Origin of the sequence: Mycobacterium sp. E3298, from assembly GCF_001666895.1 — a bacterium.
In the GTDB taxonomy this organism is placed as follows: domain Bacteria; phylum Actinomycetota; class Actinomycetes; order Mycobacteriales; family Mycobacteriaceae; genus Mycobacterium.
In genome coordinates, this window is the sequence record NZ_LZJB01000403.1 from 1 (window position 1) to 12,699 (window position 12,699).

Genomic DNA, 12,699 nt, shown 5'->3' on the forward strand with positions numbered 1-12,699 from the left:
ACCGGGTTCATGACCACACCGCGGACCGAGGGGCGCTTGCCCTTCCACCGCATGCGGCCGGCCTTGCCCCAGTTGATGTTCGCCTGCTCGGCGTTGCCCACCTCGCCGACCGTGGCGCGGCAGCGCACGTCGACGCGGCGGATCTCACCGCTGGGCATCCGCAGCGACGCGTAGGTGCCCTCCTTGCCGAGCAACTGGATGCTCGAGCCGGCGGACCGCGCCAGCTTGGCGCCACCGCCCGGCCGCAGCTCAACGGCGTGGATCACGGTACCGGCCGGGATGTTACGCAGCGGCAAGTTGTTGCCCGGCTTGATGTCGGCGTTGGCGCCCGACTCCACCACGTCGCCCTGCGAAAGGCCCTGCGGCGCGATGATGTAACGCTTCTCGCCGTCCAGGTAGTGCAGCAGCGCGATGTTGGCGGTGCGGTTGGGGTCGTACTCGATGTGCGCCACCTTGGCGTTGACCCCGTCCTTGTCGTTGCGACGGAAGTCGATCACCCGGTAGGCGCGCTTGTGGCCACCGCCCTTGTGGCGGGTAGTGATGCGGCCGTGCGCGTTACGGCCACCGTGGCCGTGCAGCGGACGCACCAACGACTTCTCCGGCTCCGCCCGGGTGACCTCGGCGAAGTCGGACACGCTGGAGCCGCGGCGGCCCGGGCTCGTCGGCTTGTACTTACGAATTGCCATGTCTCATCAGGTCTTTCTCTCGCGCGCGGCTAGGCCGGGGCCCCGAACAGGTCGATCGGCTTGCTACCCGGCGCCAGCGTGACGATGGCCCGCTTGGTGCCCTTGCGCTTGCCGTACCCGGTCCTGGTGCGCTTGCGCTTGCCCTGCCGGTTCGCGGTGTTCACCGACGCGACCTTGACGGAGAAGATCTTCTCGATGGCGATCTTGATCTGCGTCTTGTTCGAATCGGGGTGCACCACAAAGGTGTACACGTTCTCATCCAGCAGCCCATAGGACTTCTCCGAGATGACCGGGGCCAGGATGATGTCGCGGGGGTCGGTGATGGTCGCCATCTACGCCGAAACCTCCTCGGTGCTAGCCGTGTTGCCACCGATGTAGGCGTTGAGGGCCTCGACGCTGAAAACCACGTCGTCGGAGCGCAGCACGTCATAGGTGTTGAGCTGATCGGGCGTCAGGATGTGAACGCCGGGCAGGTTGCGCACGCTCTTGGCGCCGGCCTCGTCGCTGCGGCCGATCACGATCAGCACCTTCTTGCGATCGGTCAGCGTGCCCAGGAACGCCTTGGCGTTCTTGGTCGACGGCGTCTGACCCGACACCAGCTCGGTGACCGCGTGGATGCGGCCGTTGCGGGCCCGGTCGGACAACGCGCCGCGCAACGCCGCGACGATCATCTTCTTCGGGGTGCGCTGGGAGTAGTCGCGCGGCTTGGGACCGTGCACCACACCACCGCCGGTGAACTGCGGGGCCCGCGTCGAACCCTGACGGGCGCGGCCGGTTCCCTTCTGCCGGTACGGCTTCCGCCCACCGCCGCTGACCTCACCGCGGGTCTTGGTCGAGTGCGTGCCCTGACGCGCCGCCGCCCGCTGCGCGGTGACCACCTGGTGCATCAGCGCGATATTGGCCGGGGCGTCGAACAATTCGGGCGGCAACTCGACAGAGCCCTCGACCTTGCCGTCGGGCGTCTTGACGTCGATCTTGAGTGCTGCCATTACTTCTCACCTCGTTTGATCGCGCTGCGGACCACCACGAGCCCACCGGTGCGGCCGGGGACCGCGCCCTTGATCAACAGCACGCCGTTCTCGGCATCGACCTTGTGCACCACCAGGTTCTGCACCGTCACCCGGTCGTTGCCCATCCGGCCCGCCATCCGGGTGCCCTTGAACACCCGGGCGGGGGTGGCACAACCACCGATGGAACCCGGCCGGCGGTGGACCGCCTGCGCACCGTGGCTGGCGCCCTGGCCGCGGAAACCGTGGCGCTTCATGGTGCCGGCGAAGCCCTTCCCCTTCGAGGTTCCGGTCACGTCGACGTAGCTGCCGTCGGCGAAGATCTCCGCGGTCAGCTCCTGGCCGACCTCGTATTCGCTGGCCGCGGCCTCGTCATCGAGCCGCAACTCGGCGAGGTGCCTGCGCGGGTTGACACCCGCGGCGCTGTACTGCCCGGTCACCGGCTTGTTCACCTTGCGGGGGCTGATCTCGCCGTACGCCAGCTGAACGGCGCTGTAACCGTCGCGCTCGGGTGTGCGGATCCGGGTGACCACATTGGGCCCTGCTTTGACCACCGTCACCGGGACGACCCGGTTGTTCTCGTCGAACACCTGCGTCATGCCCAGCTTGGTACCCAGAATGCCTTTTCTTGCCATGAGCTCTGGATCTCCTACTGGATGTTGACGTCGACACTGGCCGGAAGGTCGATGCGCATCAGCGCGTCGACGGTCTTCGGCGTCGGGTCGAGGATGTCGATCAGCCGCTTGTGAGTACGCATCTCGAAGTGCTCCCGCGAGTCCTTGTACTTATGCGGAGAGCGGATGACGCAATACACGTTCTTCTCGGTCGGCAGCGGCACCGGACCTACGACACTGGCACCCGTGCGGACGACGGTCTCGACGATTTTGCGCGCCGATGCGTCGATGGCCTCATGGTCGTAGGCCTTGAGCCTGATGCGGATCTTTTGTCCCGCCACGCTTCTCCTACCCTCACTCCACTTACAAAAATCCGTGTCCGGACCTGGTGCTCCCAGCGCGCTGATCGGCCTGGCCGATCGAGCGTCGCGCCGGATACTGCGCCGCTGTTTACCTGTCGTGGTCCACCGGCCCCCGCGGTCGGGTGTGTCACCCTCACGCAGCCTGGACCGCGGCGAAATTGTCGCGCTCCAAGGATGGGACCGGACGCGCCCGTTTGGGCGCTGGTCGTATGCCCGACCAGGCGCGAACCTGGCCCAAGGCAACCTGAACAGTATGCCCTAGATCATGGGTTTGGCCAAATCTCGGGCGAAGGCCGCCGACCTGCCCTTTTGGCCCTCAGGCGCCCGCCGGTTCGACGCTCGCGGCGCCCGCCCGGTTGTGTGCGCGCTGAACATAGAGGAAACCGTCGACCGCGGCGAGCGCGCACTCGCGGTAATCGAAGTCGGGAAGCGTGGACAGGCGGCCCAGCACGAGGGGCCCGATGAGCAGCGCGATGGCCCGCGACCGGTCCACCTCGCCCAGCTCGGCGGCCTCGGGGCTGTCGAAGATGGCGTCGAACGGCGCGGCGTACTGCTGGGCGATGCGCTCACGCAGCGTGGTGATCGCCGTGCTGTTCACGGCGCAGTCGCGGGGTTCCGGCAGCTCGTCCAGGTCCCGCCCCATGGACAACCACGACATGGCCGTCATCAGCGCCGGCGCCTGCGCCACCGACTCCGCCTGGGCCAGCACCACCGCCACCAGGCGATCACGCAGCGATCCCTCGGCCGGCGGCGTCGGAGACGGCGGGATGAGGCTATTGAAAGCCGCTGCCAGCAGGTCGTTTCCGCTCGGGAAGTGGCGATACAGCGTGGCCCTGGCCACGTTGGCGGTACGGGTGACCGCGTCGACGGTCACCGCGCTGGGCCCCCCTGACCGCAGCAACGTGGCCGCGGCCTCGAGCAAACGGGCCCGCGAACGCGCTGGACGGGGATCGGTGGTACCGCCGGTAATTGTGACCCACCTCCGAGTTTGAGAACGAGACTATCGGTCTACCTACAAGACCATTGGTCTCGAAACTCCCAACGCCACCGTGAGGAGGCGCAGCATGGTCGAAACCCTGGCCCGGCCCGACCAGCGTACTGACGCAGTCGGCATCGGCGGTAGCCCCCGAGCGCGAAACTGGACGCTGGCCGTCGCCTGCATGGGCGTCGCGCTGGTCGTCGCGTCGATGACGGCGCTGAACACCGCGCTTGGGGACCTGGCGGTGGCCACCTCGGCCACGCAGTCCCAGCTCAACTGGGTCGTCGACGGCTACACCGTGGCGCTCGCGTGCCTGCTGTTGCCGGCGGGCGCGATCGGCGACCGCTACGGCAGGCGCGGCGCCCTGTTGATCGGGCTGATCGTCTTCTCGGTCGGCTCGATGGCGCCGGCGATGCTGCACAGCCCGGCGCAGCTCATCGCCGGGCGGGCGGTGGCCGGCATCGGCGCCGCCTTCGTGATGCCGGCGACCCTGTCGCTGCTGACCGTGGCCTATCCGAAAGACGACCGCACCAAGGCGGTCGGCATCTGGGCCGGAACGGCCGGGTCCGGCGGCGTGCTGGGCATGCTCGGTTCGGGCCTGCTGCTGCGGTTCTGGGACTGGCACGCGATCTTCTGGTCCCTGGGCGCCGCCGGGCTGGTCATCTTCGCGCTGGCGTGCACCGTCGCCTCGTCGCGGGACAGCGGCGCGCCGCGGATCGATTCGCTGGGCGCCGTTCTGATCGGCGCCGCGGTGGCCATCGCCGTGGCCGCGATCCTGGAGGCGCCGACCCGAGGGTGGAGCGACCCGCTGGTCTGGGGCGGCCTGGCCGCGGGTGCGGTGCTCGCCGCGGCCTTCGCTGCCGTGCAGTTGCGGCTCGCCGGGCGCGGCCGCCAACCGCTGCTGGACGTCCGGCTGTTCGCCGACCCGAATTTCGCCACCGGCGTCGCAGCGATCGTCATCCTGTTCGGCGCGACGTTCGGGTTCTTCTACATCGGGATGCAGTACGTGCAGCAGATCATGGGCTATTCGCCCCTAGCGACGGCCATCTCCTTCGGGCCGTTCATGGTGCCGCTCGCCATCTTCTCGGCGCTGTCCTTCTGGTACGTGCCCAAACTCGGTCTGCGCCTTGTGCTGTTCGTCGGGACGTTGCTGATGGCGGTCGGCTTCGCCTGCATGTACCGGCTGAACCTGCACTCCTCTTATCTGGAATTCGCTTGGCCGACATTGATATTGGCCACCGGCATCGGAATCTGCACGGCGCCGACGACGTCGGCGATCATGGGGGCGGTGCCCGACGAGAAGCAGGGCGTCGCCTCCGCGGTGAACGACACCTCCCGGGAGATGGGCGGCGCGCTGGGCATCGCGGTGGCCGGTTCCATTCTGGCCGGCCGGTATTCGCACGAGCTCGCGCCGAAGTTGGCGGGCTTCCCCGAGCCGGTCCGCGGCCCGGCCACCGATTCGCTGGCCAAGGCCGTCGAGGTCGCCGGCCGGCTGGGGCCCCAGGGCCACCAGCTCGCCGAGGCCAGCAAGACCGCGTTCCTGGCGGCCTTACACGCGTCGACCATCACGATGGCCGTGATCGTCGCCGTCGCCGCGATGCTGGTCGGCGTTTGGGCCCCCGGCCGCGACGGCCGACAGCTGCGACCGGTTCGGGGCCTGCTCTCCCGGCGCCGCTAACCCACCACGCCGTTCCAATACCGTTGTCCGACATCGGGTTCAACCGACTTGACCCCGCCGGGAGTGCTTGAAAACGTCCGCCGGTTCTGGTATCACCGGATGTACATCGACAGATACAGGTCATCTCTGAAGTAAGCGCGAGGTGGATGTGGTGTTGATAAGTAATACGAGCGTGGTCGAGCCGGGATGCCCGGCGCTGTGCGAGGCGGCGGCGATCGTGGAGGCCGAATGGATACGCCTGCGGCGACCGAGCGGCCCGGCTCGACACCCCACCTGCGAATTGCCCTCGGTGCGGCGGCGCCGCCGCCGCACGGGCACCATCGTGTCCACCGAACCGACTGACACCGCGTGCTCGACGCACGCCCGCGGACGCCGAACCGACTGGCCGGTCTCCCTGGTCTGGGCGCGGGAGCGTTCACCTCCGCGGCAAGCGTGACACCAAGCCGCTAAGCCCTTTTCAGACGATCGAAGGGAGGTCGAACGAGCGAGACAGCGGTCGTGCCGTCCACGAATATTGCGACGCATCGTTCGCGCGACGCACTCTTGCGCGCGCACCGCCACTTGTCGTGGCCATCTACGTGGACCGCATGAACATCAACCGCTCGCGGGCGGGCCCCATGCCTCACCGTGGGGCCCGCCCCCATACCCGGGCGCCTCAATCAACGAATTCCGCGGCCCGGTGCCCGAGCATCACGATGGTGGCGTGCGGCCCGCGGCTGGTGATGGCCGGCAGGATCGAGCCGTCGATCACCCACAGGTTGTCGACGCCGTGCACCCGGCAGCGCGGGTCGACGACGGCCCGCGGGTCGGTATCGGGACCCATCGGCGCCGTGCCGCACAGATGTTGCGATGTCGACCACACCGGGGCGCCGACATCCGTTGCCGCACCGGCCAATTCACGAGCCATTTCGGCCCCGCGCCGCAGCGCCGCGACGTCGTCCGGCTCGCTGTCGTAACGATGCTCGATGCGGGGAGCCACGTCGGGGTCCGCCGACACCAGCGTGATGCGCCCGCGCGCCCGCGGCTGCATCAGCGCCACGCCGATGTGCGGCCAGTCGGCGTGCCCGGCGGTGCCGTCACCGGTCATCGCGACGAATCCGCCCGTGTAGGGCCTGATCTCGAGGTCATCGGCGGTGCTGAGGACGGCCTCGAGAACCGGCCGGCCGGGCGCCACCGTCCAGTCGGTGGACAGCACCCACTCGGGGTGATCGCTGAACGACTCCCCCACCGGCAGCGGGGCCAGCACGGGCACGCCAACGGCCCGCAAACCCTCCTCCGTCCCGACGCCGGAAAGCATGAGCAGCTGCGCCGTTTGAATGGCGCCGGTGCACAACACGATCCGGTCGGCGGTGACGGTCACGCCGCCGTGCGGGCCGATGGCGTCGACACCGACCGCCGCGGTCCCGGCAAATCGCAAACGCAGTGCGCGTGTCCGCGCGTGCAACGTCAGGTTCGGCCGGCCAAGAGCCGGGAGCAGAAAGCCGGCTCCGGATCCGGTGCGCACGCCGTCGACGATGTTGAGCGGAACGGCGCCCACCCCCGAAACCGGTTCGGGCCCGACGTCGTTGAGATCATCGATCCAGTCGAACCCGGCGCCGCGCACGGCGGTGATGAAACGCTCGGTGGTTCCGGTCATTTCGTGGGTTCGCCGCACCCGGATGGGGCCGCTGTCGCCGTGGGCGGGGCCGGCGAAATCCAGGTCGGTCTCGATGGCCCGGAAGCTGCCCAGGACATCGGACCAGGCCCACCCGGGCAGCGCCAGGCTATCGAAGTCGCGGGGCAGCCCGCGGCAGAAGTAGCCGCCGTTCACCGCGCCCGAGCCGCCGACCGTGGCCCCGCGCACGATCGGATGCCGGCGCATGGGCCGATCGGTGAGGCTGGTCTGGTACCGCCGCACCAGTGGACTGCCGGCCCCGATCGGCAGCTGCAGACCGTTGGCGGTCTGAGCGAGCAATCCGGGGTCATCGAGGGCCGGCCCCGCCTCCAGCACGGTCACGGTGCGGCGGGGATCGATGGAAAGACGTTCGGCAACAACCGATCCAGCGCTGCCGGCACCGACGATCAGCACGTCGCTGTGCGGGGCGGCCTTACTCAAGGGGGGTCAAGGTGGCGGCTAGCTCCGAATCTGCGGTTTCAGCGCGCGCAGGTTGCGCTCCCGCAGCACACCCCACCACAATCCGAGCCCGTACGCCAGGTCGTCGACACGTTTGAGCACCAGGTAGGTGAGCAGGCCGATCGGTTCGGCGTCGTCGCCGACGGCGTCCCTGCGGCGCAGCCAGTCCACCACGCCGTCCATGATCGCCGCGACCAGCACGACGTGTCGGAAATGCCGCGACAGCGTGGCGGCCAGCAACGCCAGCGGCCAGTAGTGCCTGCACAGGGCCGACGCCAGCTGCAGCGCCGCCGACCACAGGCCGCGGCCGGCGATCAGCACCACGTCGGTGATCGACGTCTCGGCGCCCCGCATGGCCCTGGCGATCCGGCGACCGGTGAGCACGGCGACGAGGACAGACGCCAGCTGGGTCAGGCTGGTCCCGAACGCCACCAGGATCCAGGTCATCAACGCCCAGCCGGAGATCACCACCGGCGCCGTCTTGTCCGGGTGGCGGACGGACAGCGGCGCGGCCGAACCGCCATAGAATGCCTTGCGCGCGATCCAATCCCGCAGCTCGGTGCGATGGTCGTGGGCGACCAGCGCGATGGGCTCGTAGCGCAGCCGCGCGCCCGCTTCGATGAGCCGCCAGCACAGGTCGACGTCCTCGCCCGATTGCAGGGTCTCGTCGAACCCGCCGACCCCGCGCAGGGCGGCGCAGCGACAGATGATCGCCGCGCTGGGCACGTAGGACACCGTGCTGTGGGGCAGCACCGGCGCTTCGCGCTCGCCGAGGTCGAGCGACGAGTGCACCGCCTCGTACCGCGCCACCACGTTCTCGCTGTGCGACAAACCGACGATGCGCGGGGCGACCAGGGCGACGGTGGGGTCGCAGAAATGCCCGAGCAGCGCCTCCAGCCATCCGCGCCGGGGCGCGACGTCGGAGTCCAGGAAGGCGACGAAGTCGGTGGTGCAGGCCGCCAGCCCGGTGTTGCGCGCGGCCGCCGGGCCCTTGCTGCGCGAGTGGCGCAACACCTCGACGTCGCAGTGCGCGCCGACGAAGTCGGCCGGCTCGATCGGCGGCGAGGAACCGTCGTCCACCACGATGACGCGCAGGCCGCGCAGCGAGCTGACCAGGCGGCGCACGCCGGAAAGATTGTCCCGCACCGGGATTACCACGGTCACGTCGTGGTGCGACGGTCCGCCCGCGGGCCGCGGATGCGCCACCGTGGCGTCCAGCAGCGTCCGGGCCAGCTGCGCGCTCACGTCGTCGCGCACCTTCAGCCGGCCGTCGCAGAGCAAGTCCTGGGCGGCCGGCGCCAGCTTCAGCAGCCGCGTCGGCGAACCACCGAGCAGCGCCGAGCCGTCGCCCAGCACCCGGACGCGGCGATCGACCTGGACGGCGAAGCCGTCGGGCAGCCGGGGCTGGCTCATGTCAGCATTCCGTCGCGCCCGGGCGACCAGCGGACCACTCGACGGACACAGGTGTCCACCATCTCGGCGAGGATGCGCTCGCCGTCGGCGGCGGTCGCGGTGGTCGGGTCCCCCAGCACGCCGACGGGGCTGACGGCGGCGACTCCCCCGCGGCGCATCGACGGCAGCAATTCCGACAGCGGCGCCCTGTTGCCCGCGAGCCACCGGTCGGTCAGCACGTCGGCTGGCGAGATGTGCAGCACCAGCGAGGTTTCGGTGTGCCCGGCGTGGGCATCGCCGCCGCCGGCCAGGCATGGGCACCAGCCGGCGTCGCGGCCCTCGGCCCGCAGCCGGGTCACGGCGGCGGTCAGGGCGGCGATGTTGCCGCCGTGGCCGTTGACGAAGACCAGGCGCCGGGCCCAGTCGGCGGCCGACCGGCCGTACTCGACCAGCAACGCGGTCAGGGCTTCGGTACCGATGGAGATCGTTCCGGCGAAGCTCTGGTGCTCGCCGCTGGCGCCGTAGGCGACGGCCGGCGCCACCCACCAGTCGCCGTCCATACCGGCCCGGGCGCCGCGCGCGACCGCGGTGGCGATGCGGGTGTCGGTGTCCAACGGCAGGTGCGGACCGTGCTGTTCGGTGGACCCGAGCGGGATCAATATCGACGGCGAGGTGCCCGATAGCCGGCCTGATGTGGCCATCGCCAATTCGCCGAGTACGGGCACTCGGTGATGGTAGGACGAATTCACCTGGCGTGCACCAATTGTTGTCTGGTGAAAACTATTTTTTTCTGGCTGGTTCATCGGGCGTTCGAATTTTGTGCTCGTTCGTCACGGGCACCACGCTTGTACCACCGTTTGCGGGGGCGTCAATCATCCGGATAGGCCTGCCGCGGATATCGGTAATTGGCTGCTCAGGTATTCCCGGTGGGTGGCACGCCGAGCGCCCGGGTGAAGCCGGGCGGCACCAGGATGTCGTCCGCGCCGAGGTCTGCCACACTCGCGTGGCCCAGCCCCATGAGCGCCGAGTCGATGCCGCCGCGCAGGATGTCGAGGACGTTCTCCACGCCGGCCTGGCCGGCGGCCGCCAGGCCCCATAGGTAGGCGCGGCCGATCATCACCGCGCGGGCGCCCAGCGCCACGGCCTTGACGACGTCGCTCCCGCGGCGGATGCCGCCGTCGAGCAGCACCTCCACCTGATCGCCGACCGCGGCGGCCACCGCGGGCAGGGCCCGGATCGACGCCGGCGTGCCGTCCAGGTTGTTGCCGCCGTGGTTCGACACCGAGATCGCCGAAACTCCGGCATCCACAGCCCTTTTCGCGTCGTCGACGCGCATCACACCCTTGAGCATGAAGGGCCCGCCCCACAACTCCCGCAGCCAGGCGATGTCCTCCCACGTCGGGGGCGGCGTGCCCATCCACTCCCCGTAGGCCGCGAAGAACGGCGGGCCGGGCTCGCCGCGGCGCCCCTGGTTGGGCACCCGCAGCTCGGGCGGGTGCAGGGTCTTGCCGAACTTCCACAGCCACCGCGGACGCGTGATCGCCTCCGGCGACAGCCGCAGGATGGTCCGCAGGTTCATCTGCTCGGGGATCTGCGGGCTGCCCCAGTCGCGGCCGTGGGAGAAGGTCCAGTCGGTGGTGACGATCAGGCCGGCCGCGCCGGCCTGACGGGCCCGTTCCACCCGCTCGGCGATCGCGTCCCGCCCGCCCAGCCAGTACACCTGGAAGAAGACCTTGGGGTTGGCGGCGATGACCTCCTCGATCGGTTTGCTCGCGAACGAGGACAGGCCCATCGCAGTTCCGCGCGCCGCGGCGGCCCGCGCGACGGCCACTTCCCCGTCGGGGTCGACCGCCTGGACACCGGTGGGCGAAATGATCACCGGCAGTGAAATATCTTGGCCCATAACGGTGGTCGCCAGGTCGCGCTTTTCCTGTGCGCCGACGACGTGGGGCGCGAAACCGAGTTCGCTGAACGCCGCGACATTGTCGCCGACCGTGACCCCTTTTTCGCTCGCGGAAATCAGGGACGAATAGACGGATTTGGGCAGCCGCCGTTTCGCGCGTTCCTGCGCGATGGCGACCGTTTCGAACCATTGGCCGGCCATGGTCTAAACGGGGCTTTCGTTGCACAGGCGGGCGGGCGGCCGAGACAGTGTCAGGGGTACCGGGCCGCCGGACTTCCGGGAGTGGTCGGCGCGGGGGCGCGGCGTCTCGCGCCGCCGGGCCAGCGCCGCCTCGCTGTGGCCCTGGACGCACTCGGGGTCCGGGCCGTCCATCGGCAGGCCGGTGAAGAACTTGGCCGCCATGCAGCCGCCCCGGCAGGCGTCGTAGTGCCCGCAGCTGCCGCAGGCGCCCGCGGACTGCGGCTTCCGCAGCTCGCGAAACAGCGGGGCGTTCTTCCAGACATTGTCGAACCCGTTGTCGGTCAACACATTTCCGGCCAGGAAGCGGTCGTGGATGGCGAACGGGCAGGCATACACGTCGCCCACCGGGTCGATCAGGCACACCACCCGGCCGGCGCCGCACATGTTCAGGCCGGCCAGCGCGCCGGAGGAGCCCAGTGGCGCCAGGTGGAAGAAGGAGTCGCCGGTGAGCACCCGCTCGCCCTTGGCCACCAGCCACTCGTAGAGCTGAACCTGCTGGGCGGCCGTGGGGTGCAGATCCTCCCAGACGTCCGCGCCGCGGCCCGAGGGCCGCAGCCGGGTGATCCGCAGGGTGGCGCCGTAACGGCTTGCGAGCGCGGCGAATTCGTCAAGCTGGTCGACGTTGTGGCGGGTCACCACGACGGAGATCTTCGCGTCGGCGAAGCCGGCGGCGGCCAGGTTCTCCAGCGCGCGCACCGCCATGGCGAAGGACCCCGGACCGCGGACAGCGTCGTTGACCTCCGCGGTGGCGCCGTCGAGCGAGATCTGGACGTCGACGTAGTCGCTGGCGGCCAGCCGGGCGGCGACCTCTTCGGTGATGCGGACCCCGTTGGTGGAGAACTTCACCCCGACGTGGTGCGCGGTCGCGTAGTCGACCAGCTCCCAGAAGTCCGGCCGGACGGTGGGCTCCCCGCCGCCGATGTTGACGTAGAACACCTGCATGCGTTCCAGCTCGTCGATGATGTCCATGCACTGACGGGTGGAGAGCTCTCGCGGATCGCGCTTGCCCGAGGACGAAAGGCAGTGCACGCACGCCAGGTTGCATGCGTACGTGAGCTCCCACGTCAGGCAGATGGGCGCGTCCAGGCCGCTCTCGAACTGCTCGATGAGCCGCGGCACGGTGGCAGTCATGGGGCCTCCTGGGGTACCAACATCTTCGAATCGGCCAACACGCCGAGCGCGTGCAGATAGGGCGCCTCGCCGGCGTCGTCCACCCCCGCCGCGCGGCAGGCGGAATGGACGTCGGCATGGTCGGCCAGCGACCGCACCACGGTGAGGATGGTGCGGTTCTTCAGGAAGGACAGCTTGCGGGTGCCGAAGTGGTAGAGCAGCGCCCCGAAGGGTTCGGGTCGAACCGCCACCTGCGGGTGCAACCGCCAGCCGCGGTCGGGGTCGAACACGGGGTCAGTAGACCCCGCACATGCCGTCGATGGACACCTCTTCGACCAGGGTCTCGGTGACGAGCTGGGTCTCGGTCTCGGTTTCGTGGTCCACGGGTCATTGCCTTTCGTCGGTTCTTGACAACGATGGGGATCGAGTCACAAGCTTCGTCAGAATATGGCATCGAGTGCCGAAATGGAAGGGCGGGTGTCATGGTGCCGCAGCCGCGGGTGGGCCGTCGCCGCTCGACAACGCCGCACCACATCACCGACGTCGCCATCGAGCTGTTCAGCGCCCGCGGCTTCGCCGACGTCAGCGTCGACGACGTCGCCCAGGCCGCCGGCA

Annotated in this window: 16 protein-coding genes; 3 read left to right on the plus strand and 13 right to left on the minus strand. The window is 69.5% G+C overall.

Annotated features, from left to right (window positions below; genetic code table 11):
* From rplB to A9X05_RS19245, 6 genes are all read right to left on the minus strand, one after another.
* A partial coding sequence (gene rplB / locus A9X05_RS19220) for a 50S ribosomal protein L2 (RefSeq protein ID WP_067783450.1) occupies positions 1-686 on the minus strand: 686 nt, incomplete at its 3' end.
* Positions 687-715: 29 nt separating this feature from the next.
* The gene (gene rplW, locus A9X05_RS19225; protein ID WP_046183668.1) at positions 716-1,018 is read right to left on the minus strand and encodes a 50S ribosomal protein L23; all 303 of its coding nucleotides are present in this window, start codon (positions 1,016-1,018) and stop codon (positions 716-718) included.
* On the minus strand, positions 1,019-1,675 hold the full coding sequence (gene rplD / locus A9X05_RS19230) for a 50S ribosomal protein L4 (RefSeq protein WP_067783423.1): 657 nt from the start codon (positions 1,673-1,675) through the stop codon (positions 1,019-1,021).
* Entirely contained in the window at positions 1,675-2,328 is a 654-nt protein-coding gene (gene rplC / locus A9X05_RS19235; protein WP_067753501.1) for a 50S ribosomal protein L3, read from the minus strand. The genes rplD and rplC overlap by 1 nt, the downstream gene beginning before the upstream one ends.
* Positions 2,329-2,342: 14 nt before the next feature.
* A complete protein-coding gene (rpsJ, locus tag A9X05_RS19240) occupies positions 2,343-2,648 on the minus strand; it encodes a 30S ribosomal protein S10 (protein WP_003873519.1) in 306 nt (101 codons plus the stop codon).
* Positions 2,649-2,985: 337 nt separating this feature from the next.
* Positions 2,986-3,591, minus strand: coding sequence for a TetR/AcrR family transcriptional regulator (locus A9X05_RS19245; RefSeq protein WP_082950301.1), 606 nt, complete (start codon positions 3,589-3,591; stop codon positions 2,986-2,988).
* 142 nt (positions 3,592-3,733) lie between these two features.
* On the opposite strand from A9X05_RS19245, the gene A9X05_RS19250 reads away from it, so the two are divergent.
* Together A9X05_RS19250 and A9X05_RS19255 are read left to right on the plus strand one after the other, a co-directional pair.
* Entirely contained in the window at positions 3,734-5,326 is a 1,593-nt protein-coding gene (locus A9X05_RS19250; RefSeq protein ID WP_067783427.1) for an MFS transporter, read from the plus strand.
* A gap of 151 nt (positions 5,327-5,477) precedes the next feature.
* Positions 5,478-5,762, plus strand: a complete 285-nt coding sequence (locus A9X05_RS19255) for a hypothetical protein (protein ID WP_156736834.1) — start codon at positions 5,478-5,480, stop codon at positions 5,760-5,762.
* 219 nt (positions 5,763-5,981) lie between these two features.
* On the opposite strand, the gene mftG is transcribed toward A9X05_RS19255, so the two are convergent.
* The 7 genes from mftG to mftA all read right to left on the minus strand — a co-directional run bounded on the left by mftG (position 5,982) and on the right by mftA (position 12,468).
* A complete protein-coding gene (gene mftG, locus A9X05_RS19260; protein WP_067783434.1) occupies positions 5,982-7,421 on the minus strand; it encodes a mycofactocin system GMC family oxidoreductase MftG in 1,440 nt (479 codons plus the stop codon).
* Between the two features lie 18 nt (positions 7,422-7,439).
* A complete protein-coding gene (mftF, locus tag A9X05_RS19265; protein ID WP_067783437.1) occupies positions 7,440-8,852 on the minus strand; it encodes a mycofactocin biosynthesis glycosyltransferase MftF in 1,413 nt (470 codons plus the stop codon).
* Positions 8,849-9,580 carry a mycofactocin biosynthesis peptidyl-dipeptidase MftE gene (mftE, locus tag A9X05_RS19270; RefSeq protein WP_067783441.1) on the minus strand — a complete coding sequence of 244 codons (732 nt, stop codon included), beginning with the start codon at positions 9,578-9,580 and terminating at the stop codon, positions 8,849-8,851. Before mftE ends, mftF begins: the two co-directional genes overlap by 4 nt.
* Before the next feature lie 164 nt (positions 9,581-9,744).
* Positions 9,745-10,935: a pre-mycofactocin synthase MftD gene (gene mftD, locus A9X05_RS19275; RefSeq protein WP_067783444.1), complete on the minus strand. Its 1,191-nt coding sequence runs from the start codon at positions 10,933-10,935 to the stop codon at positions 9,745-9,747.
* A gap of 3 nt (positions 10,936-10,938) precedes the next feature.
* On the minus strand, positions 10,939-12,105 hold the full coding sequence (gene mftC, locus A9X05_RS19280) for a mycofactocin radical SAM maturase (RefSeq protein ID WP_067783447.1): 1,167 nt from the start codon (positions 12,103-12,105) through the stop codon (positions 10,939-10,941).
* Positions 12,102-12,374 carry a mycofactocin biosynthesis chaperone MftB gene (gene mftB, locus A9X05_RS19285; RefSeq protein WP_067753474.1) on the minus strand — a complete coding sequence of 91 codons (273 nt, stop codon included), beginning with the start codon at positions 12,372-12,374 and terminating at the stop codon, positions 12,102-12,104. The genes mftC and mftB overlap by 4 nt, the downstream gene beginning before the upstream one ends.
* 4 nt (positions 12,375-12,378) lie before the next feature.
* Positions 12,379-12,468, minus strand: a complete 90-nt coding sequence (gene mftA / locus A9X05_RS19290) for a mycofactocin precursor MftA (RefSeq protein WP_046186817.1) — start codon at positions 12,466-12,468, stop codon at positions 12,379-12,381.
* 98 nt (positions 12,469-12,566) lie between these two features.
* On the opposite strand from mftA, the gene A9X05_RS19295 reads away from it, so the two are divergent.
* A partial coding sequence (locus A9X05_RS19295) for a TetR family transcriptional regulator (protein ID WP_197498975.1) occupies positions 12,567-12,699 on the plus strand: 133 nt, incomplete at its 3' end.